The sequence below is a fragment of the uncultured Alloprevotella sp. genome (genome assembly GCF_963536905.1).
Taxonomy (GTDB): domain Bacteria; phylum Bacteroidota; class Bacteroidia; order Bacteroidales; family Bacteroidaceae; genus Alloprevotella.
In genome coordinates this window covers 1-22172 of sequence record NZ_CAUTBW010000001.1, presented here as the reverse complement: position 1 = coordinate 22172, position 22172 = coordinate 1, and the positions used below count along the sequence as shown (strand labels likewise).

Genomic DNA, 22172 nt, shown 5'->3' with positions numbered 1-22172 from the left:
GTTATTTTTCGTTATTCTGAATGTAGTCATTGGCATCAGAGAGGGCCGCCGTGAGTTGCTCAAAGGCCTTGATGGCTAAAGGCACAGAGGCGTCCTTGCAATGACTAACAAAAGGTTTGGGAATGGCCTCAAGCGATTTCTTGCAATTCACAAGAGCTTCCTCCACCTTCTGGCCTTCTGCTGCAGCATAGGAGGCAAAATAGGAATGGAAAGAGGCTGTGCCTTTCTTGAGCGGCGCACCATACCACACATTGGAGATGCTGGCAAGATTGCGCTCCAAATCGTCGAGCGAGGTCATGCTATATGGCGACTCAATATAGGTGGAGTCGGAGGAATAAGGTCTGTTCAGCTTCGTGTAGGCTATCTCGTCGGACAGTCCGCCCATGCCGTGATCGCCCGTAAGGAGTGCGGCAGCCAACTGCTTTGTGGTATAGGCCTTGAGCATATAGGTGCGATAGTCCGACTCATCGGGAGCTGTATAGGGTAAGGCGTGGGCAGCCAACAATTGTTTCAACTCTGTGTCGGCAGCAGTCCAGCCACAACGGACTTGTGCCAAGCGCAGGCGCAAATCGGCAATGAGCAATTGTGCATATTGGATTTCGCGGGCTGTCAGGTCGCTAACATTGCGCACCTTGCCTTCGCGATAGAGGATGTATTCAAGTCCATGAAAACCTACGATGGATGATGGCAAACCGCTGACAGTTTCCAACTGGCTCCCACTGGTCATGAGTTGATCGAAGGATTGGTGATCGAGCGGCCATTTATTGATATCGGCATCAATATCAAAATGCGAATTAGGCCCAAGGAAGAAGGCTTCAGTCTGCTCATAGAGAAGACGCATACGCAGGAAGGTTGCAGCAGCTGTATTGAGCTGTTGTTGCGTAACTTTACCATAAGCCAAGGCATTGATTTGATGGTAGACTGTGTCTGCTGTGGCCGATGTCAGACTATTATAATAGTAGAACAAGTCCAGGTTGTGGGCCATGGCTTCAGCAAGCACTTCTGATTGCTTACCGGAAGAAGTTCCATTGTCATTACTGCAAGAGGAAAGTCCACAAGCGGCAAACAGTGATATAACGATTGTCCAAAAGATTTTCATTGGAGATAATATTAAGAGATTAGAGTGATAAAAAGCTCCCTCTAGCTTCCTCCAGCAAAGGAGATACACTGGTTCCTCACATAAAGGCGGTAACGGAGTATCTTCCCAAGGAGAATGATAGAGGGAGCTGTGAAACTTCCAGTTAGGAATCTAAATTAGATAGCATTGATGAATGCTACAACGGCGTCGCGGTCGCTCTTTGACAAACGATAGAACTTCTGCGCAGCAGCGTAAGCATCGCTTTCTTTGCTATATCCGTGCCACATGATGGCTTCTACAACGTTCTTAGCGCGGCAGTCGTGGAGGCGTGAACCTTCACCCGTTTCTTGCGTGGAAAGACCACGACCCCAGAGCGGAGTGGTACGGCACCAGCCAGTGCGAATATCGTTGACCATGTGGAGCTTATGCTGAACTAAGTCGGTATAAGGCCAGATAACGGTGTTATCGTAAGTGGGGAACTTAGCGTTAGGATGTGTAGCTATATAAGCCTTGCTTGCGTTGTCAATCCAGATGTTGTCCTTCTTGATTGTCCAAGAGGGGCGGTGGCAGTGCGTACAGCCCATCTGATAGAAGAGTTTCTTACCACGCTGCACTTCTGGATTGTCCAGATTACGTGCCTTGGGCACACCGAGACCACGGTGCCAAACGCCGAAGGAATAGTAGTCTTCATCCGTCATCTCTTCGCGACCATTCCAAGGTGCGGCATTAACGATATACTTCTCATAGTCGGCGCGCATCTCAGGAGTGTTTCTGTTCAGACCGAGGAGCTTGTTGACAAGTGTCTTGATACTGTCGGTAGAACCGTCGCCATAGTAGGGATGAAGCAGAGAGGAGAAGCTACCACCTTCTCTCTTGATGGCTTCAATCACATCGGCATCTTCGCTCATGGCCTTAGCCCAAGCTGCAGTGGTGTAGAGATAGTGACGGTCGGAACGGGTCACGTTGGTGATGTTCCATATTGCGTTGCCACCAGGGCCATCGAGCAATGTGGCACGTGTCATACCGTAGGTGAACTTCTTAATACGTTTCTGACCATCTGCCAGCGTGTACCAAGCAGTGTTTGCCCAGTCGTTAGCGGCATGGTTCCACATGGCGGGGTTCAACTGAGCGAAGCGAGCTTCGCGCTGGTACTGAACGCGCATAGAGTCCTGACTGATAGCGTCGATAAGGCCCGTACCGTACATACCGATAGTGGATTCGAGGCGCACCTCATAGTTGGTGGGTAGCGGTTTGGTATTGAACGCTGATTGGGCTATTTGCACATCAGGATAAGAGAGTTCGTAAGTTTCGCCATCAGGGAACTTATTACCGTGCTCATCCGTTGCATTCTTCCACGTAATGCTGATGCCCTTCTCGTCAACAGGTGCTTTGAAGGGGTGCATAGCCTGAGTTTGCGGCATACCCGTCACTTCGGTGATGTAAGAGTTAGCAGCATAGGGCTTGCCGTTTCCGTCGACACCTGCCGTTGGGTGATAAATCACGAGCAAGTAGCCGTTGCCCATCTTGTTTGCGCGATACTCGGTTTGACGCTTTCCGTGACCGTAAGAAGGGTGACAGAATTCGCAACCAGTACGAACCCAAGCTGGACCAAGTCCCCAGAACGGACGTGTAAAGAGGTTGGCGTTGTGTTCAAAGAAATTCTCGCCATTCTTAAACGTGATATCCAAACCAGCCATCTCAACAGCGGGGGCAGGATTTGAATAGCAGCCCTGCTCATTACTGGTGGTTCCTTTCTCACCTCCCGGCAGCCATTCAGCTTGCGAGAAAACGGCGAGGGAGTCCTTGTGATAAGTGGGCCCTACAGGTGTGTCGGTATTGTCCGAACAAGATGCTGCGGACAATGCGGCCATACCCATCAATAAGTAGGATGATAAATTTTTCATTGCATATTATTTAGGCGCGAACCCCCGCCTACCCTGTTTAGGGTAGACGGGTATTCACACTGAATTAGAATTTAATTACTTGTCGTTTTTATTTTTTCTTCTGCTGGATGTATTCATCAGCTGCTCCGAGAGCCTTTGTCAGCTCATCGCAAGCATTGATAGCTGCCAGCACTTGAGCGTTCTTATAGTTGGCTACGAACGGAGCGGGGCAAGCTTTGAGCTTAGCTTGTGCGTTGTTGATAGCATTCTGCACCTTTGTGCCCAATTCGGGGTTGTACTTCTTAAAGTAGCTTGCGAAGGACATACTGCTGCGCTTGTTGGCATCAACGCCACCGTTCCATACATTGTTTACGCTCTGGATGTTGTCCCAGAAGTCGGTCAGTGAGTTGTGAGAGAAAGGAGACTCGATGTAGTTAGGATCAGATTCTTTGTTCTCATCGTTCGTACCGAGACCGTAGGGCTTACCCATCTTAGTCTGACCTACCTCGTCAACGATACCTACACAGCCGTGATCACCACTGAGGATAGCGGACACTGCACTCTTGATAGAAGTGTAGAGACTACCTACCTGGCCGGCTTTCTTCATGTTTTCGCCGTAAGTGATATTAGAGCTGGGCATTGAAGTTTTTCTCTCCTGTGCTTCGAGAGCTTTCTTGTGAGCTTCTGTACCACCAGCCCAGCACACTTCGAGTTCGAAGATAGAATACTTCAAGTCACCTGCAACTGCAACAGAATACTTCAGCTCATCAAGTGCATTGATGTCCGTGAAGTCAACGCCATCGTTGAAATTGTCGTTACCGCTGTTGAAAGAAGAAACCTTACGAGGAGCGCCATTACGGAAGATAACGAACTCAACAGCGTGGAAACCGAGGAGGTTCTGGTTGAGGTTGTTGTGAGCGTACTCGATGTTTGCTTCGTCATCAGTGGTAGTGATATTCTTCAGCAGGTTGGGGCTTGACAAGAGGTTGTGGAGAGCCGTCAGGTCAAGGGGCCAGGTGTCGATGTGCGGGTCGATGTTGTAGTCGCTGGCAGCACCGAGCAAGAAGGCTTCACTCATCTCATAGTTAGCGCGCGTAGCTTTCCAGCTCTCGCAAGCCTTGTCTACCATAGCTTGGGTGGCTGTACCATTCTCCACTGCATCGCGGAGGGTCTTCATCTGCTCGTAGAAAGTCTCTGCATTTTTAGCCATGCTGGCATAAGTGGGGTTGATCGTGTTGTCCACGTAAGAACCGAGCACCTTTTGCAGATACCCTTCTTCCTCAGTAAGCGTCTGAACATGGTCGGGATCATCGCTACTGCAAGAATTAAAACCGAGAACGGTTGCACTAGCTGCTGCAAACAGCATAGCATACATGAAAATCTTTTTCATTGTTGTGTAATATAAAAGAATTATTTTGTCTGTTGGAAATCACGCTTTCGTTAGAGGAAGAAGCCCTCGTAAGCAACGCCAAAGTTGAGACTGGGCTCATTGTTATAAGGCGATTTGAACATACGTACACCGTAGTCGGCCTTGATAACGATTTGTGGCAGCGGATAGTAGTTGATACCAAAGGTCAGCTTGTTTCTTTCCTCATAGGGATAAGGTGCTTGACGATGGTCGCGGATGTAGGGGTTATAGTAGTCGTAACGACCGAAGACATACAGTTTCTTTTCGTTAGCGCGCAGCTTTTCGAAGCGTGAGAAGAGGTCGTAACCAGCTTCAACGCCGAGAGCTACAGCGTTCTTGCCCACTTCTGAAGTACTATAAGGGCTAGTCTTTGTGCTACGTCCTGAGAGGGTTTTCACGAAATAGGCATCAGCGAGATGTCCATAAGTGGCCTGAGCGCGCACAATCCAGTTGTATTTGTTCAGCGTAAAGTCAACGCTACCTATCGTAACTGCACCTTTGAGTTTCTCATTGGCGTCGTTCATCAGCGTATTGTTGATGGAGTGGCCATAGTAGCCGCTCACACCTAAGCGCATACCGGGCATTGCATACCAGTCGAGGCGCGCTGCCATGGCATATTTGCTGGCAGGAGAGAACTCGAACGCGCTGTGAGGACCTTTCTTAATCCAGCCGTCACGGTCGAACTGCATGGCGTCAAGTCCCTCGAGGAATTGCAATTCATACTTGAAGTTGCGATAATGTCCCCACAAGCTCACACCCGTCTGGTGCCAAGTGGAGGGCAGAATTGTGTTCTCGCCTTCTGGACGGTATACCGTGAAGAAATTGAGCGGTTCGTGATGACTGTTGTTAAGACCAACGGGCACAACGATATGTCCGGCGCGGATGTTGAAAGCACGAGAGAAGGACTTCTGCAACCAGAACTGCTCCAGCTCTACTTCGCCACCTTTCTCGGTTTCTACTTCCCATTCGCCACCTTCTTCGTATTCGCGTTCGTAAGCCGAACCCGTACCGCCATGTTCAAACTCGATTTCTGACCCCATGCTCCAGCCTTTTCCGAAGTCGTAGCCCAAATAAACTACTACGTGGGGCAAATCAAAACGTCCGTGACTCTTGCCGTCCTTGTACTTCGCCGGATTGGCATAACGATAAACATTGTCGCTATAAAAGTTGCGGGAATAGGCCACTTCACCGTATCCACCGACACTCAAGCGATTGCCTTTCACATGATTCATCACTGAATCTGCAGCATTGATTTGAGCTGAAGCTGTCATACTCAAGCCCAAACCCAACACGCCTAAAACGAGTTTTAACTTTTCGTTCTTCATTATAATTATTGTATAATTCTCTTTTATCCTACGCAATCTCTCACCCAAAATTTGAGTGAATTTCAGGTGCTTTAATTTTCGTGTGCAAAAGAACAAAGATGTGGCTATCTACGCAATACCCCAAAAAAGGTAAATAAAGCCTAAGAAGGAAGAAAAATACTACCATCGTTCTGCAAAAAGGAGTGAGTTTTAACCTGCTGAATAAGGAAATGCGCCTGTAGAATAGTGGTCAAAAATATCCTTATTGCGTTTGAAAATACAATAAGGATGTCAGCTGACTGAATAAGGATGTCAGCCGACGCCCTTATTCTATTTACACATATTCCCTTCCTGCAAAAACGGACAAAGGGGAGGTGGCTCTCTTTCGGCTTTTCATCGTATCTTTGCAGCCATGGAACTACAAGAACAACTGCGCCAAATCAAGTGCGCACTCCATTCGATGATGAACGGCCCTATCTCGCAAGCCATGCGCAACAAGGGCCTGACCTATAAAGTGAACTTCGGCGTAGAAAAACCGCGCCTGGAGGAATATGCTCACGAACTGCCTACTACCTACGAACTGGCGGCGGCTTTGTGGAAAGAGAACATTCGCGAATGTCGGCTGCTGGCTGGCATGCTGATGCCGGTAGAGGAATTTCCTGCCGACCTTGCCGATGTTTGGGTGGAACAAATTCTCTTCCCTGAGGAGGCCGACAATTTGGTGTTCCATCTGCTTTCGCGCACGCCTTATGCTTCGGAACGTGCCTTCGTATGGCTGGCCGACGAGCGCCCTATGTTCCGCTATGTGGGCTACCAGCTGCTGGGCCGCCTCTTTACCGAAAGGAAAGTGCCCAACCGCCGAGATATGCTTGAATACCTCGACCATACCACCACGGACCTCCGCTCTGACAACACAATGGTGAAGCAAGCAGCTTGGCGCAGCTTGATGAAATTCATGGACTTAGGCATCGGTCAAGAACGCTTGGGAAACCAAGTTTTGGACAGCGTTGGAATGTGACAACACGATCCTACAGAAAGTCCTCTCTCCTTCTCCCACAAAGAGAAAGACGCTGGTTTTTCAAAAAAACAAGAAAATCCCTACTCCTTTTTGGAGCAGGGATTTTTTAGAGGGTAAAGGTGGTGATTTGCAGGGCTGAAGATAGCCGTGGGACAAACCCGCCACACGGGAAAGCTCAACGATTGCGAGCGGGCTTTATGGGCTTTATCGGCTTTATGGGCTTTATCGGCCGCTTGGGCATATAGAGTTTCACGGGCTTGGCGTCTGTGCCCCACTTCGTAGGAGTAGCACTCATCTCTATTTCCAGTACGCCGCCCTCCATGAGTTGTTCGTGGGTAAAAAAAGGAGCGGTGAGGACAACGCCATTGAGGCGCACGCGGCGAATGTATTTGTTCTGACGGCTGTTGCCGATGGTGCGCACCGTGAACTGACGATTGTTGGGCAGAGAGATGCTCACTTCGCCGAAGATGGGGCGACTGATGGTGTAGACAGGGCGACCGGGGCAGAACTGATAGAAGCCCATCGCGTTGAGTATGTACCAGGCCGACATCTGTCCACAGTCCTCGTTGCCGCTTAGGCCATTCGGGCCGGCATAGTACAGGCCGTAGAGAATGCTATCACAGAGTTCCTGCGTGCGCCAAGGTTCACGCATATAATTATATAGGAATATCGTCCCATGTCCAGGTTCGTTGCCGTGGGCATACTGGCCAATCATGCCGCTAATATCTGGACTGACATTGTCGCCGGTCATCTTGCTGGACATCACAAAGAGCGAATCGAGCTTGTGGAGCATTTTCTTGCGCCCGCCAAAGAGAGAGGCGAGTCCTTCAGGGTCCTGCGGCACGAACCAAGTCCACTGCCACGCGGTGCCCTCCGTATAGTCGTCCATGCGGTGCGTACTGCTCACGGGATCGAAAGGTGTGCGCCAATTTCCCTGTGAGTCCTTGCCGCGCATGAAGCCCGTTTTAGCATCGAAGTATTGACGATAAGCCTGCCCGAACTGCTGATAGCGGCGCGCATTGGCCGTATCGCCCACAGCCTCAGCCAGCTGACTGATACACCAATCATTGTAAGCAAACTCTAAGGCGCGCGCCACGCTCTCACTGGCTTTGTCGAACGGTATGTAGGCTTGCGTATTTTTGTAGTATTTGGCGGAAGGTTCGATTTCTTCCATCTTCCAACGTGGGAATACTGGAGCGATGCCCGTTGTGTCGTATTCAGCGCAGCGCAGTGCATGGCGATAGGCGCGCTGAAGGTTGAAATTGTGGTAGCCCTTGGTGTACATATCGGCCACGAGGGACACGTAGTGGTAGCCAATCATGCAAGCCGTTTCGTTGCCTGCCAGCTCCCACTTTGGCACTATTCCCAGCTCGTCGCCCTTGCGGATAAGGCTGCGAATGTAGGCTTCATTGCGCGCGGGGTCGATGATGCTGATGAGCGGATGCAAAGCGCGGTGAGTGTCCCATAGAGAGAACACTGTGTACATCGGATCTTCCTGCAATCCTTGGTGCACTTTCAAGTCCATTCCCAAATAGCGACCATCGACATCACTGAAGAGCATCGGTTCTAATTGGGCGTGATAAAGAGCCGTATAGAAAATTTGGCGAACAGAATCGGCATTGTCGGCCATGTCCTTGATTTGTATTTTGCTCAATTCATCGTTCCAGAGCGCACGTGCAGCAGCGCGGGTTCCGTCAAAGTCCCAACCGGGTTGCTCGCAGCGCAGATTGTTCTGTGCGCCGTTGTAGTCGACATAAGAGAGTGCCACGCGACAGAGCAACTGCTTCGTGTTGGTTGGCACGTCCTTGAAATGGAGCACCAGCTTGCAGCAAGGATAGTCGCGGTTGGCTTCGCGCACGGTGTCGCGTACTACTTCGTAGGTGAAAGGCTGAGAAAATTCGAAAATGCCATAGATGGGCTGATTATAGGCCCAACCCAACGAGCGGTGGAATACGCGCATCGTGTGATCGTTCAACTGTTCGTAGTCGAACTCCAGCATATACTGATTCTGGTTGTTATAGTCGAGGTCGAGAATCATACCCGCGTCCTTCCCTTCGGGGTAGGTGAAGCGATACAGAGCCGTTCGCTCCGTCGACGTGATCTCAGTTTTGATGCCGTAGCGTTGGAGAAACACGGAATAGTAGCCCGGCGTTGCACTCTCCTGCTGATGGCTGAATTCAGAAGCAAAAGGGCAGCGATATTTTCCGCCTTTCTCGCCCACATGCGCCAAATCGGCCGTGCCAGTGAAAGGCATCAGCAGGAAATCGGAAAGGTCGGCGCAGCCCGTACCACTCAAGCGCGTTTGAGAAAAACCATTGATGGTCTTGTCTTCATAGTAGTAGCCCGAGCAAGCATCCCAACCATGGTGGCGCGTGTCGGGCCCCGGCTGAATCATACCATGCGGAACAACGGCTGCAGGGTGCGTATGGCCGTGTCCGCCCGTACCTATAAACGGATTGACATAGGAAGCCAGGTCGCTTGTCTGGCTCATCGCTGCACAACTCAAAGCGGCAGCCAAAAAGGCTAAAGCTATTTTCTTCATAATTAGGAGTTTTCTTCGCTCCAAAGATAAGGATATTTTTCACTTCCTATCCGCCCTTCCTTTTTTTTAATATATCGGACAACACAAAACACATGTTTAAGAAGAGAAAGGAAGAAAACCGAGTTTTATCAGTTATGGTAGCTAAAACGAGGTATTTTCCCACATATTTATTAAAAAAGGTTATTGAAACTTGCATTCTTCAAAAAAAAGGTTTAGTTTCGCTCCATCAATCCAACAGGCGTTTGTCTGTCTAAAGCTAAGAAACAACTCATTATATTTTTATAATCTAAACACACGCTTATGAAAAGAACTTTACTCCTTTCGGCTCTCGCAGCCTTCGGCCTTGCTTCTATGGCTCAAACCCAGCTCCAAGAGGTGAACCTTAGTGGTCGCAACGCGGTGACTACTCTGTCGCTCAACCAGAAAGCTGTGAACAAAGCAAGAAAGGCGCTCCAAGCCAACAAGATGGGTGCCCGCATCACTTCCACTGCTCCTTCCGCTTTCTACGCACGTCCAGCGGGCTGCTTCTGGGCTGGAGCCGACAACCAGTTTAACGCGTACCAAGGCTACCTCATTGCACCGGCCAACACAGCCCTTTCCTTCCAAGGCGTCATGGTAGGAGAGAAATGCAAATGGATGTACGCTGACCCTGCACAAAAGGTCTCTGAAGATCAACAAGAGTACACTTACCTCACGAAGGAGATTCAGGGTGGTACAGACTCTGTGCTGACCGTTACATATCCTGCTGTTGCACTGCCCGCCCCGCAGCTCATTTGCAGCAGCAAGGTGGGTTCGTCTCCACTCAATGCTAAAACAACAGCAGATACATTCTCACTGGGAAATATTGTTGTTTACGGCGGTGGCGCATTGCGCAGAGAAACGCTTTACCCTTCTGTAAATTATGACGTACGCCGTTTGGCTGGCACTATCAATATTAGCGACTACTTCGGCTTTAACAGCGATAAAGCCAACAGCAATATCACCAAAACTTTCGGTAAGAAATTTGGCAACCAAGAGCTGAAGGTGACAGCAGCCTATGAGCTCTTCTTGTTCAACAGCTCTGCACCGGCTTACATCTTAGGCGGAGAAGCTATGTTCTATGCTGATGGTACACAAGAGGTGAAGGCTTCTGATGTTGCCGTAGACCTTGTTCCACTTGAAAACGGGCGTCCGGCCAGTGAGCCTCTGCAGGCTCAGCTGACAGCCGATAAGGTAACTCTCATCCCTGCAAAAGGTCAGCAAGCTGCCATCTATGTGGTTCACTTCTCTGCTAAAGAAGCCATCGCTGCCAACCAGACTCTAATGGTTCGTGTGCGTCCTTCCGCAACGGGCACTAAGGCTTTCAGTCCAGTACCTGTAATCTCTGAAGGAATGTCTGATGGACAAACTGGCTATGGAGCTATTTCGTTCTCCTACAATGGTAAGGACTACAAGGATCTGCCTCTCTCAATCAACATCTTCCAGTTTGACAACGATGGCAAATTCCATGCGTTCAACTGGGGCATTGGTCTTGATCTGACTTACGACCAAAAAGAAGCTAATACCTATACGGGTATCACAACGCCCAATACTGCGGTTCGCGTATCCAATGCTACTTACGACCTCCAAGGTCGTCGCGTTGAAGCTCCCACTAAGGGTCTTTACATCCAGAACGGCAAGAAAGTTTACGTGAAGTAAACAGTTCGTCGAACGACATAAAAAGAAGCCGCTGCACTCTTCAGAGAGTTGCAGCGGCTTTTGTTGTGTGGAAGGAAAGTCGAGAGAGAAAAATTTAGGGACGGCCGAAGACTTTTTTCATAAAGTTGAAGTCGTTCAACCGAATATCTGCGCCGGCCATCACCACAAAGCCCGGTTGGCGCACATTGCCCAAATCGAAGTAGCGCGTTGCGGTGAGGTTCGACATATCCACGTAAGCCGTCCAGCTCTTTGCTGCCCACTTCAGTTTCAGGTCGAGAAGAGCGTGCGTGCCGTAGGGATGGAGCTGTCCCGTACTCTTGTGGTTCTCATAGACAAGGTAGTTGCCCTCTCTGCGCTGCACGCGCAAACTCCAGTCGGCTCCCAACTGCTTATATATATTATGTGAGAGTCGGAGCACCAATTTGTGGCGCAGATACTCCAGCGCATAATTGGATTTGAAATAAGCTTCTCCATCGCGGCGATTCTGATGGATATAAGCATAGCTCACGGCGAAACGCTCCAACGGCTGATGCTGGCCGAGCAACACGCGGAGGTCGGCATCCATCTGTAGGCTAACGCCCACGTTATCAAGGTTGAACGAAGTGGCATGAAACTTATCCGTGGGCGAACGCATCACCCAGTCGATCATGTTATTTCCACGGTTGTAGAAAGCTGAGGCCTGCGCCTTAAAGCCTTTCAAAACGTAGTCCGCTCCCACACGGAACGAACTATTCTCTTCAGCTTTCAAATCCTTGTTGCCCTCCTGTGTCGGACTCTTATAGTAAAGGTCGGTGAACGTGGGCAATCGCATCGAGCGGTTGAAGCTGGCAAAAAGTTTGAGGCTCTGCATCGGTCGGTAAGCCACATCCACGCCCGGATAGAAACGCAGTCCGCCGCGCACGCTCGTATTGGTCTGTCCCATGACACCTGCCGAGAAAGTCCAATGGTTCAGCACCAGCGTGTGTTCCAAGAAGAGCGAAGTGTTCGTGCGATGGTCGCGGTGCGTGTAGAAGCTATTGCGCTGGCCGTGGACGCGGACAAACTTCGACGAGTCTACGGGAAGTCCGAGATTAGAACTCTGTATGTCCTCATAGCGCAATTCCACTCCGAGAAGAGTACGTCCTGCAGCCCAGTCGGTCCAAGCATTGAGCCCACTGTTCAACACGTTACCACGATGGAAATTCTCAGCTTTCTTCGTGCCTCGAATCAGTTGGAAATGATCCACATTGCGCGCCCAGCTGAGTTGTGGGGAGAGATGGATGCGCCCGCTCCACTCGCCTTGCAGTGCCACCATGAAACGGCGCGTGGCCTCCCACTGATTGGGAAAGGCAGCGGAGTAGAACGTGTTAGCCCCAAAGTCGTTCCACAACGCACTGGCTTGAGATTTCAGCACAAAACGCGGCAGGCTCAGACGGCCTGTCCAAAACACCTTGTTGGTCTTGTAGTCGGCATTTTCAACAGCTCCGTCCGAACGCTGCATAGAGCGCGACAGCGTCATATTGAAACGCTGCCAACGATGGGAGGAACGCAATTCTTCGCGGAACGTACCGTACGAACCGCCCTCAGCCTTCAAGAAGAGAGCATCGCCCAGAGGCTTCGTCACAATATTGATGGCACCACTAAAAGCCTGCGAACCGAAGATGCGCGAAGCAGCCCCTTGCAGGATTTCAATGTGATCGATGTCGGAAATATTAACAGGGAAATCGGCTGCATTATGGCCTGTTTGAGGATTATTGATGGGAACGCCGTTCACAAGCAGCGTGATTTGGTCGAAAGTGCCTCCATCAATGCTGATGTCCGTCTGAATACCAAAACCGCCGCGCTGACGGACATCTACACCCGCGGCCAGTTTCAATACGTCGTTCACACTCGTGACCCCCGCAGCCGCAATGTCCGCGCGGCTCAACGTGGTCACCTGACGGGCTGCTACCTGAGCAGCCAAAGGAGCTCGCGAGGCCGTTACCTCGGCGCTGTTCAGCACTACAGTGTCGATGCGCCCAGCTGGAACGGGGCGTACGTCGGACAACGTAATGGCAGCGGAAGCCGTTGTGACTGTGGCCACACTCAGCACGCCCACCGTCACTTCTCGCTTCAGTACAGAGAAGAGCGCATAGGACTTGCGGCTGAAGTGGTGGAATACCACCGGCTTGAGCTTCAGATTTGTTGAATTATTCATGTGTTTTAATAGAAAAAATAAAGGGGACTTTCCTCCCGCGCTGCAAATTTAACATTTTGCCCCGAGCCAGCAAAAGAAGGGCTTCTGGAATGGAAAAAAACGGAAAGAACTCATCACTATAGAGGAAAATATAGAAAGCAAAGAATGAGCTATATGTGCAGAAAAGTTTTTCTTTTTTACCTTTCGAGAGAGCATAGACGATTTGAGCACAAAAGAAGTATAAACCACTACAAAACAAACCTTTAATCACACATCATCTTCTTATTTACAAGCAATTCTGAGATAGCAAAAAATATCCTTATTGCGTCAGCTGACACAATAAGGCTGTCAGCTGACGCCCTTATTGTATTTGAAAACGCAATAAGGATATTTTTCGTTCGCTGCAAAGAGATTTTTCTCCCTACACAAAGCCGTTATGAACCAGCATGGTTGCCCAATTTCGAAGAATCGAGAAAATAAGCGTTTAAATTCATCCGTTTTCCACTGAATAGCAAGAATTTAAGGACACAATAGAGCAGAAAATCCGCGTCATTGGGGAAGGTGTGAATACAACTTGAGTGCCATTTAACACAAAAAACAAGACTTTAAGGCCTTGTTTATATGTTTCGCAACATATTTTTAGTGCTAAATAATAGATTTATTGCCTGCGAAATTTTACCATAACACATTATTAATCTTACTATTATACATGTTATTAAACATGTTTTTATGACAGAAAAAATAAATTTCAAAAAACATCTTCTTTTTGTGGATTTTTTAAATATAATCAATACCTTTGCATTAACAAATACTTGTTGCATAAATTATAATAACACAGTGAACTATGGCAAACTCCAAAACTATTGACACGGAGAAGTTGTCTTATGCTCGAATTAAAGATGACATAGCCGACCAGCTTTTCGTTCGAATCATCCAGAAAATTGGAGTGGAGAAACTTTACCGAGATCCAGATTATTCAGCCCGTCAACTGGCGATTGATCTGAAGACCAACCCGAGATACATCTCTGTGGTGGTGGCCCTACACACGGGCGACAATTACAACGCTCTAGTGAATAACTACCGTTTGCGCGATGCACGCAAAATGCTTTCCAGTCCTCGCTACCGCGATCAATCTGTGGAGGAAATTGGCCTGCACTGCGGCTTTGCCTCTCGCCAAGCTTTCTACTTGGCTTTCCATCGAGAAGAAAAAATGACTCCGCGACAGTACCGAGTGCAAGCTCTCGGCACAAAAGCAAAAAAGGATTGAGCCAATAAAAGAGGCCATCCACTCGCCCTATGGCAGAGGACAGGAACGACGCTTTGGGCAATAACAGAAATCTTAAATATATAACTAGGTACTGGGGAAGGCTTTCCCCTCCCCGCTCATAAATCTCTTTATATCCAACAAAGACTATGTTAGATACGCAAGAACGCGAAAAAATCATCCGCTTGGTACGCCATTGGGTTGTACCCGCCATCGGATGTACCGAACCTGTCTGCGTGGCACTGGCAACGGCAAAAGCTACGGAACTACTTGGACAACGTCCAGAACGCATTGAAGCACACCTGAGTGCAAATATCCTAAAAAACGCCATGGGAGTAGGCATTCCCAACACCGGCATGGTGGGCCTTCCCATTGCCATCGCTCTCGGAGCCTTGGTGGGAAAGTCTGACTACGGTTTAGAAGTCCTTCGCGATGTCGACACTGCGGCTGTAGAAGAAGGAAAAAAATTCATTGCTGAAGAACGCATCCACATTGATCTGGCGCAAAACGCGTGCGACAAACTCTATGTCGAAATATGTGTGACAGCTGGTGGCCACTCGGCCACAGCTGCCATAGCTCATGAACACACTCGCTTCACTCTCCTCAAAACAGACAGAACCATATTATTAGATGAACAAAACCAGCAACAGGGAAACAATGAGGTGAAGAAAGAAAAATCAGGGCTATCTCTCAAAAAAGTCTATGAGTTTGCAACCACAACGCCGCTCGAGGAAATCCGATTTATCGACGAAGCACGCCAGCTCAATGAGAAAGCGGCACAACTTTCGCTCAAAGGCAACTACGGCCATCGGTTGGGTAAGATTCTTTCTCGCCCCATCGGTCGTGGAATTATGGGCGACAGCATCTTCTCACACATCATCTCTAGCACATCCTGCGCTTGCGATGCTCGAATGGCTGGAGCAATGATTCCCGTGATGAGCAATAGCGGCAGCGGCAATCAAGGCATCTGTGCTACCAATCCCATTGTGGTCTTTGCGCGCGAAAACAACAATACGGAGGAGGAAATGATTCGGGCGCTCATGCTCTCGCACCTCACTGTCATTTATATAAAAGAACATCTTGGCACGCTTTCGGCTCTCTGTGGTTGCGTGGTGGCTGCCACGGGTTCGAGTTGCGGCATTACCTACTTGATGGGCGGCAACTACCAACAGATTACATACGCGGTTCAGAATATGATTGCTAACCTAACGGGTATGATCTGCGACGGAGCAAAGCCCAGCTGTGCGATGAAGCTCACCACAGGCGTTAGCACGGCCGTGATGTGTGCTATGCTGGCCATGCAGAACGAATATGTTACGAGCGTGGAAGGTATCATCGACGACGACGTGGAACAAAGTATCCGCAACCTCGTTTCTATCGGTACAGATGCTATGGACGAAACCGACCGCTGCGTACTCAATATCATGACGCATAAAAAATAATTAGCACCACAAGCAAAAAAAATAGCTATCCAGACACTCCTTTCTTGGAATGTGTCTGGATATTTTTTAATTTTGCGTACATATAAACAAAATATTCATATTTATCAATGAAGAAACAAATACTTTGCACGTTAGCCTTTGGTCTGACAATCAGTTCTTCAGTAATGGCGCAAACAGCCCTCTGCGGCAATGGTAGCAAAATGTCTACTCAACTGGAGCGCCTCGTAAAACAAGCCACAGCGGCAAAAGCCCGCGGAATCAGTGCCACCCAACCCGAAGAGTTCTCCATCCTTATTGATGCGAAGAACGCCGAAGCCCTGGAGAAAGAACTCCAAGCTGAAGGATTCGATGTGACGGCTATTGATGACAACATCCTTTCGGCCACGCTCACTGCGGCACAGATTCAGCAACTCGCTACACGCAATGATATCAATATCATGCAGGTTTCGAGAAAGTTCCGTCCGCTGCTCAAACAGGCCCGTCACGACATTGGAGCCGACAAAGTGCAGGCAGGAACCAATCTCGACACGCCGTTTGATGGCACAGGCGTGCTCATCGGCGTGATAGACCAAGGCTTCTATCCCAAGCACTTAGCTTTCACCAACGCTAAGAACGAAACCCGCGTAAAAATGTGGTGGAGACGCGGAGCAAAGCCCACATCAGCCAATCCCACAACGGTTCTTCCCAATCAAGGCGATGGTCTGCAAGCACAGGGACACGCCACTCACGTTGCTAATATCGCTGGTGGACGCAACCTCGGCAACGATTTGCAGGGTATTGCTCCAGCCGCCGACCTCTACTTCATTTCTTCTTCATTCGATGAGAAAGAAATGCTGGAGGATGTTCGTGCTATAGCACAATATGCGCAGCAAAAAAAACAACCTTTCGTGGTGAACATGAGTTTGGGCGCACAGAGCGGCCCACACGATGGCACCACCACTTACGACCGCACAATGGACCGCCTCTTTAAGCGATACAACGGCGTTCTAGTGGCAGCAGCGGGCAACGAAGGTGAAGACCCCATCCACACTTATCACAAGTTCACGGCCGACAATCAATCGAAATCATTCCTTGTAAAGACGCCAGACTCTCCGAACAGGGGAAATAACACCCTTCTTATTGGGCAGTGCTGGGAGACTATCGCAGACGGTCAAAAGCATGTAACATTCCGTCCGTTCTACTATTATAATGGTAGAAAAACGTATCTGACCGACAGCCAGATCTCTACGCTTAGCGGAGGCGGTTTAGGTATCGATGACGACATCGACCAAAACAATAACAAGCACTTCTTCTCCTTCGTTTTGAATAGTTCTACCATCGAATCTATCGGAGGTAGTGATGCACAATTCGGCGTTGAACTCACGGGCCAAAAGGATGCCGAGGTCCACTGCTGGATGGAAGTTGAATATGGTGAATTTGACAACTCAGCGGGCGGTTTCCTCAGAGGCGACAGTAAATATCTCAGTAGCGAAGGCGGTGCTAACGTACCGAGTGCTATTTCCGTTGCGGCCTACACCCTCTCTACGCGTTTCACAAACTCAGAAGGCTCTACATACTCTCTACCTGGCTATACCCCAGGTAGGATTGCGAAATTCTCCAGTCCTGGTCCATGGCTGGGCGACTCTACCATCATGAAGCCCACCATTGCTGCCCCAGGAACTTTCATACTTTCTGCTTTCAACCAATACGATCATGGTCTTGACGATTTGCAGGAAGAAGTGACACACAAACTGGTTATCAATGGAAAGACTTATTACTATGGTGCAATGAACGGAACTTCCATGGCAACGCCGGTAGTTACGGGTACAATAGCCCTTTGGATGCAAGCCAATCCTAAATTGACTTCTGAACAAATCGTTGAGATTCTCAAAAAAACGGCTCGCCACGACAGATACACCGGAAATGACACATGGACGCCTACGTTTGGCTACGGAAAACTGGATGCTTACGAAGGACTCAAAATGGCTCTCACTATGGATAATAGTACGGGTATTAATCCGGTGGAATATACCAACCAGCCTGTCACTATCAACATGAAGCCCGAGGCTTGGAACATTCTCTTCAACAGCGATGAGAATTTTGCCCACATAGCTATTTACAACGTGAGTGGACAACTGCTGAACCAGCGCAACTTGCAAGGCATCAGCCGAGGCCAGGAGGAAACCATCAGCTTGAGCGGTTTGCCCGCTGGCGTCTATCTCCTCAATGTCACCACAGCAAATGCCACGGTGAGCAAGAAGGTCGTTGTCAAATAAGTATAAAAACTCTCATAGGCCTCGTCCTTCTGGATGAGGCCTTTTTTATTTTAAGGAAATATAGGTATGAACAACTTTGTTTTTTATAGTCCTACGGAGTTCGTCTTCGGTAAGAACACAGAAGAGCGAACGGGAGAAATGGTGGCGCGGTATGGTGGCCACCACGTATTGCTGGTGTATGGTAGCGAACGCATCGTCCACACTGGTTTGGCAGGCCGAGTGGAGGAATCGCTCCGTAGGGCGGGCGTCGACTACACGCTCTTTGGTGGCATCCAACCCAATCCCATAGATACAAAGGTTTATGAAGGCATCCGCTTAGGTAAAGAAAAGCAGGTCGATATGCTGTTGGCTATTGGCGGCGGTTCTGTTATCGACACGGCCAAGGCCATTGCGGCCGGATTGGTTTATGAGGGTGATTTTTGGGACTTTTATGCGGGTACGGCCATTATTCAGACCGCGCTGCCCGTGGGCGTTGTCCTCACCATTCCGGCTGCAGGTAGTGAGGGCTCGGGCAACTCCGTCATCACACAAGTGAGTACAAACAAAAAGATCAGCCTCCGAACGCCGCGCGCCCTGCGCCCAAAGTTTGCTATCATGAACCCCGAACTCACCATGACGCTCCCGCCCTACCAGACTGCGGCCGGAGCGGTCGATATGATGGCACATATCCAGGAGCGTTACTTCACCAATACGCCGCACACTGAAGTGACGGACGCGCTGAGTGAGTCGCTGTTGCGCACCATCATTGAGGTGACGCCGAAAGTCTTAGCAAGTCCCAACGATTATGATGCGCGCGCTGCACTGATGTGGTGTGGTACGCTGGCACACACGGGACTCTGTGGCACGGGCAACGAGGAGGACTGGTCGTCACACGCCATCGAGCACGAACTCAGTGCTTTCTATGGTGTCACACATGGTGCAGGATTGGCAGTTATCTTCCCGGCTTGGCTGACATTCATGGCCGACCACAATGTAGATAAAGTGGCCCACTACGCACATAAGGTGTGGAATGTTCCTGCTACGGCTAACAAGCGAGCCGATGCGCTCGAAGGCATTGCGCGCTTAAAGGCTTTTTTCCACACCATCGGAATGCCTACAAACATCGCTGAATTGGGCATCGACAACTTCGACTTGGAACTCATCAACAGTCATCTCCATGTGACCAAAGGCGAACTGGTGGGTAATTTTGTCCCGCTCAACGAGGCACACACGCGTCAAATCTATGAATATGCCGTCAGAGGATAACCATGGCTCCCCCGCCCCCACGGAAACCATCAAGGGGCGAGTGCTCATCATCAATGCCAGTCCGCGCCGAAAAGGGCTCATCGCGCAAATGCTGGAAGAAATACAACGCACACTGCAAGAAGCGGGTAAAGAGGTGCATCTCATCCGAACGGCCGACCTACAAATGAGGCATTGCACGGGCTGTATGTACTGCCGCAGTAAGCATGCTTGCTGTCTGCCCGAGGACGATTCCGTGCGAGTGCTGGAGGAACTGCAGGCGTGTGAATTCCTCATCATCGGCGCGCCCTGCTATTGGGGCAACATCCCTGGCGAACTAAAAATTCTCTTTGACCGCCTCGTCTACGGAATGATGGACGAAGACAAACGCGGTATTCCCATCGGATTGATGAAGGGCAAGCGGGCGGCAATTGTCAGCACCAGCACCACATTCTGGCCGTTCAACATTTGGTTCCATCAAACGCGCGGCGTGGTGCGAGCCTTGAAAGAAATCCTGAAATGGAGTGGTTTCCGAATCTGTGGAACGCTGGAACGAGGCGGCACAAAGAAACACCCACTCACGCCGAAGGACTTGCAACGTGCGCACCGACTGGCACAAAAAATCATTCGGTGAGAAATCACTAACTTTGCCGTAACAAACAAAAGGATAACGCAATGAATAAAATCAAAAGAATCGCTTTCGATTTCGGAGGAGTCATCATCCGACAGAACCAACAACAGGCCGTGGAACGCTTCAAGCAGATAGGATTGCTCGATGCGGAGGAACGACTGGGTGCTTACACGCAGCAGGGCATCTTTGGGCAATTGGAAGAAGGTAAGATTACGGCGGAGGACTTCCGCTGGCAACTGAGTTTGCTCATCGGACGCGCCGTGACTATCGAGGATTGTAGCTACGCTTGGCGAGGCTATTGCGACGGACTCCCGCAGCGCAATCTTGAAGCCTTACAGCGTCTCCGCCGCGAGGGTTATGGTCTTTCTATCCTTTCTAATACGAATCCTTTCATGATGGGTTGGGCCTTGAGCAAGGACTTTGACGGCAACGGAAATTCCCTTGCCGACTATGTGGACGCGCTCTATCTGAGCTATCAGATGAAGGTGATGAAACCGTCGGCCGAAATCTTCCACCGCGTGCTCGAAGCTGAAGGCGTACACCCCGAGGAACTCCTATTTGTCGACGACTCATCCCACAACATTTCTGCTGCGCAGCAATTGGGAATAGCCACCTTCCAGCCCGTCAATGGCGAGGATTGGACAGAAGAATTATTTCAACTGTTGCGCCTCCCCTAACTTTTTCAGACTTCTCCCTGCAACTATATGGGGCAACCTGCCTATGCAGCTGCCCCTTTATTTTTTCCAAAAACAAAATATGAACAAAAAAGAATATCTCCGCAAAAACGAGGAATTCCTCGAAGAAATCCGCAAAGAAGAGGGCATCCACGAATTGCCCCACGGCATCTTGTATCGCATCACTAAGTCGGGCGACGGGACGCGCGATGTAGGACCGCGCTCCATCGTAACGTGCTACTATCGTGGGAGCCTCATCTCGGGCAAGGTGTTTGATGATGCGTGGGAACGCGGCTATCCTGAAGCCTTCCGCGTGAGTGATCTCATCACGGGCTTCCAGATTGCTCTGCGCGCTATGCATGCTGGCGACCGCTGGACGCTCTACATCCCCCACTCTGAGGCTTATGGCACGCGCTCCTCAGGAGATATTCCTGGTTGCTCTACACTCATCTTCGATTTGGAACTTATAAGTGTTTCTTAAAACCTATAGAATATGTATCAGCTTATTGTAAAACGCATCTATGCGCCGGTTGAACTAACAGATGGTTATCGCATCCTAACCGACAAACTTTGGCCGCGTGGCATGGCAAAAGAAAAAGCTGCCATCGACTATTGGGGCAAAGAGATTTCGCCTACCACGAGTTTGCGCCAATGGTTCAATCATCAGCCGGAACGCTTCCCTGACTTCACGGAACAATATACAGCCGAACTCAATGCTAATCCTGAAGCTCCAGCCTTTGTGGAACGCTGCCGCGAGCAACTCCAGCAGCACAACGTCACTCTCCTCTATGGTGCTAAAGACGAGCAACACAACCACGCCATCGTCCTGTGCGACTGGCTGAAAAAGCGGTTGTAAAAAAGAAAAAGGAAGTTCTCGGACTGGTCGGACTAGTCTGACCAGTCCAACTAATAAGCAAAGCCCCCTCCAGTTCTCTTTGCGGGAATACTGGAAGGGGCTTTTTGTTGATTCTTTTGAATGATTCCTATCTTAGAATGCCTTAAATCCTTGTGCTTTCAATTCAAATTCTTGTCCATCGCGTGCCACGAGCTGTGGGCCTAAGGCTTCGCGCGTGATAGCTCCGATGACGGCCACATCCTCCATTTGCTCCACTTTCTCATGGTCGGTGAGCGGCACAGTGAAGAGCAGTTCGTAGTCCTCGCCTCCGTTGAGCGCGCAGGTCGTCACATTCAGATTGAGTTCTTCTGCCGTCACAGCCGTTTGATAGTCGAGCGGGATGCGCTCTTCATAGACGCGGCAACCGCAATGGCTCGCACGGCAGATGTGGAGCAATTCGCTCGACAAGCCGTCGCTGACGTCCATCATGGCCGTTGGCCGAACGCCAGCAGTGCGCAGGCGTTCAACGATGTCGCGACGGGCTTCGGGCTTGAGGAAACGCTCAAGGAGATATTCGCGCCCTGCAAAATCGGGTTGCGCGGCTTCGGCATCCTGTGCGGGGCGACTTTCAAAAACGCGCTTCTCCCGCTCCATCAGTTGGAGTCCCATGTAGGCCGCTCCGAGATTACCGCTCACGCAAATGAGGTCGTTCTCTTTTGCGCCACTGCGATAAACAAGGTCTTCGGCTGATGCTTCACCGATACACGTCAGACTGAGAGCCAAGC

Annotated in this window: 17 protein-coding genes; 10 read left to right on the top strand and 7 right to left on the bottom strand. The window is 49.9% G+C overall.

From position 1 onward, the window contains the following. Nucleotide 1 precedes the first annotated feature (1 nt). From ABLA33_RS00085 to ABLA33_RS00070, 4 genes are all read right to left on the bottom strand, one after another. A complete protein-coding gene (locus ABLA33_RS00085) occupies nt 2–1099 on the bottom strand; it encodes an imelysin family protein (protein ID WP_347718746.1) in 1098 nt (365 codons plus the stop codon). A gap of 155 nt (nt 1100–1254) precedes the next feature. Then, a complete protein-coding gene (locus ABLA33_RS00080; RefSeq protein WP_347718745.1) occupies nt 1255–2982 on the bottom strand; it encodes a di-heme oxidoredictase family protein in 1728 nt (575 codons plus the stop codon). An 88-nt stretch (nt 2983–3070) separates the two neighbouring features. Then, on the bottom strand, nt 3071–4351 hold the full coding sequence (locus ABLA33_RS00075; RefSeq protein ID WP_347718744.1) for an imelysin family protein: 1281 nt from the start codon (nt 4349–4351) through the stop codon (nt 3071–3073). A gap of 50 nt (nt 4352–4401) precedes the next feature. Further along, the gene (locus ABLA33_RS00070) at nt 4402–5694 is read right to left on the bottom strand and encodes a hypothetical protein (protein ID WP_311489586.1); all 1293 of its coding nucleotides are present in this window, start codon (nt 5692–5694) and stop codon (nt 4402–4404) included. A 391-nt stretch (nt 5695–6085) separates the two neighbouring features. On the opposite strand from ABLA33_RS00070, the gene ABLA33_RS00065 reads away from it, so the two are divergent. After that, nucleotides 6086–6691 (top strand): DNA alkylation repair protein, encoded by a 606-nt coding sequence (locus tag ABLA33_RS00065; protein ID WP_311489585.1) that lies wholly within the window; start codon nt 6086–6088, stop codon nt 6689–6691. Between the two features lie 175 nt (nt 6692–6866). On the opposite strand, the gene ABLA33_RS00060 is transcribed toward ABLA33_RS00065, so the two are convergent. Then, nucleotides 6867–9257: a GH92 family glycosyl hydrolase gene (locus ABLA33_RS00060; RefSeq protein ID WP_311489584.1), complete on the bottom strand. Its 2391-nt coding sequence runs from the start codon at nt 9255–9257 to the stop codon at nt 6867–6869. Nucleotides 9258–9533: 276 nt separating this feature from the next. Here ABLA33_RS00060 and ABLA33_RS00055 point away from each other — a divergent pair, with 276 nt between their 5' ends. Next, nucleotides 9534–10910 (top strand): hypothetical protein, encoded by a 1377-nt coding sequence (locus ABLA33_RS00055; RefSeq protein WP_347718743.1) that lies wholly within the window; start codon nt 9534–9536, stop codon nt 10908–10910. A gap of 94 nt (nt 10911–11004) precedes the next feature. On the opposite strand, the gene ABLA33_RS00050 is transcribed toward ABLA33_RS00055, so the two are convergent. Then, entirely contained in the window at nt 11005–13086 is a 2082-nt protein-coding gene (locus ABLA33_RS00050) for a TonB-dependent receptor (protein WP_347718742.1), read from the bottom strand. Nucleotides 13087–13909: 823 nt separating this feature from the next. Here ABLA33_RS00050 and ABLA33_RS00045 point away from each other — a divergent pair. From ABLA33_RS00045 to ABLA33_RS00010, 8 genes are all read left to right on the top strand, one after another. After that, complete coding sequence (locus tag ABLA33_RS00045) at nt 13910–14332, top strand: helix-turn-helix domain-containing protein (RefSeq protein WP_311489581.1); 423 nt, start codon at nt 13910–13912, stop codon at nt 14330–14332. Between the two features lie 146 nt (nt 14333–14478). Next, on the top strand, nt 14479–15771 hold the full coding sequence (locus ABLA33_RS00040) for an L-serine ammonia-lyase, iron-sulfur-dependent, subunit alpha (protein ID WP_347718741.1): 1293 nt from the start codon (nt 14479–14481) through the stop codon (nt 15769–15771). Between the two features lie 107 nt (nt 15772–15878). Further along, nucleotides 15879–18026 (top strand): S8 family peptidase, encoded by a 2148-nt coding sequence (locus ABLA33_RS00035; RefSeq protein ID WP_347718740.1) that lies wholly within the window; start codon nt 15879–15881, stop codon nt 18024–18026. A gap of 66 nt (nt 18027–18092) precedes the next feature. Beyond that, nucleotides 18093–19271, top strand: coding sequence for an iron-containing alcohol dehydrogenase (locus tag ABLA33_RS00030; protein WP_311489578.1), 1179 nt, complete (start codon nt 18093–18095; stop codon nt 19269–19271). Continuing rightward, complete coding sequence (locus ABLA33_RS00025; protein WP_311489660.1) at nt 19255–19881, top strand: flavodoxin family protein; 627 nt, start codon at nt 19255–19257, stop codon at nt 19879–19881. The genes ABLA33_RS00030 and ABLA33_RS00025 overlap by 17 nt, the downstream gene beginning before the upstream one ends. A gap of 41 nt (nt 19882–19922) precedes the next feature. Then, a complete protein-coding gene (locus ABLA33_RS00020; protein ID WP_311489577.1) occupies nt 19923–20555 on the top strand; it encodes an HAD family phosphatase in 633 nt (210 codons plus the stop codon). 79 nt (nt 20556–20634) lie between these two features. Beyond that, the gene (locus ABLA33_RS00015; protein WP_311489576.1) at nt 20635–21033 is read left to right on the top strand and encodes an FKBP-type peptidyl-prolyl cis-trans isomerase; all 399 of its coding nucleotides are present in this window, start codon (nt 20635–20637) and stop codon (nt 21031–21033) included. A 12-nt stretch (nt 21034–21045) separates the two neighbouring features. After that, complete coding sequence (locus ABLA33_RS00010) at nt 21046–21408, top strand: DUF488 domain-containing protein (RefSeq protein ID WP_311489575.1); 363 nt, start codon at nt 21046–21048, stop codon at nt 21406–21408. A 132-nt stretch (nt 21409–21540) separates the two neighbouring features. Here ABLA33_RS00010 and ABLA33_RS00005 read toward each other — a convergent pair. Further along, the coding region (locus ABLA33_RS00005) for a thiamine-phosphate kinase (RefSeq protein ID WP_347718739.1) at nt 21541–22172 on the bottom strand (632 nt) is incomplete at its 5' end.

Bases quoted from the DNA above. Each gene is read 5' to 3' on its own strand.
- ABLA33_RS00020 (WP_311489577.1), top strand. From the start codon at position 19,923: ATGAATAAAATCAAAAGAATCGCTTTCGATTTCGGAGGAGTCATCATC.
- ABLA33_RS00055 (WP_347718743.1), top strand. From the start codon at position 9,534: ATGAAAAGAACTTTACTCCTTTCGGCTCTCGCAGCCTTCGGCCTTGCT.
- ABLA33_RS00080 (WP_347718745.1), bottom strand. From the start codon at position 2,982: ATGAAAAATTTATCATCCTACTTATTGATGGGTATGGCCGCATTGTCC.
- ABLA33_RS00045 (WP_311489581.1), top strand. From the start codon at position 13,910: ATGGCAAACTCCAAAACTATTGACACGGAGAAGTTGTCTTATGCTCGA.
- ABLA33_RS00015 (WP_311489576.1), top strand. From the start codon at position 20,635: ATGAACAAAAAAGAATATCTCCGCAAAAACGAGGAATTCCTCGAAGAA.
- ABLA33_RS00065 (WP_311489585.1), top strand. From the start codon at position 6,086: ATGGAACTACAAGAACAACTGCGCCAAATCAAGTGCGCACTCCATTCG.
- ABLA33_RS00025 (WP_311489660.1), top strand. From the start codon at position 19,255: ATGCCGTCAGAGGATAACCATGGCTCCCCCGCCCCCACGGAAACCATC.
- ABLA33_RS00035 (WP_347718740.1), top strand. From the start codon at position 15,879: ATGAAGAAACAAATACTTTGCACGTTAGCCTTTGGTCTGACAATCAGT.
- ABLA33_RS00040 (WP_347718741.1), top strand. From the start codon at position 14,479: ATGTTAGATACGCAAGAACGCGAAAAAATCATCCGCTTGGTACGCCAT.
- ABLA33_RS00070 (WP_311489586.1), bottom strand. From the start codon at position 5,694: ATGAAGAACGAAAAGTTAAAACTCGTTTTAGGCGTGTTGGGTTTGGGC.
- ABLA33_RS00010 (WP_311489575.1), top strand. From the start codon at position 21,046: ATGTATCAGCTTATTGTAAAACGCATCTATGCGCCGGTTGAACTAACA.
- ABLA33_RS00050 (WP_347718742.1), bottom strand. From the start codon at position 13,086: ATGAATAATTCAACAAATCTGAAGCTCAAGCCGGTGGTATTCCACCAC.
- ABLA33_RS00075 (WP_347718744.1), bottom strand. From the start codon at position 4,351: ATGAAAAAGATTTTCATGTATGCTATGCTGTTTGCAGCAGCTAGTGCA.
- ABLA33_RS00085 (WP_347718746.1), bottom strand. From the start codon at position 1,099: ATGAAAATCTTTTGGACAATCGTTATATCACTGTTTGCCGCTTGTGGA.
- ABLA33_RS00030 (WP_311489578.1), top strand. From the start codon at position 18,093: ATGAACAACTTTGTTTTTTATAGTCCTACGGAGTTCGTCTTCGGTAAG.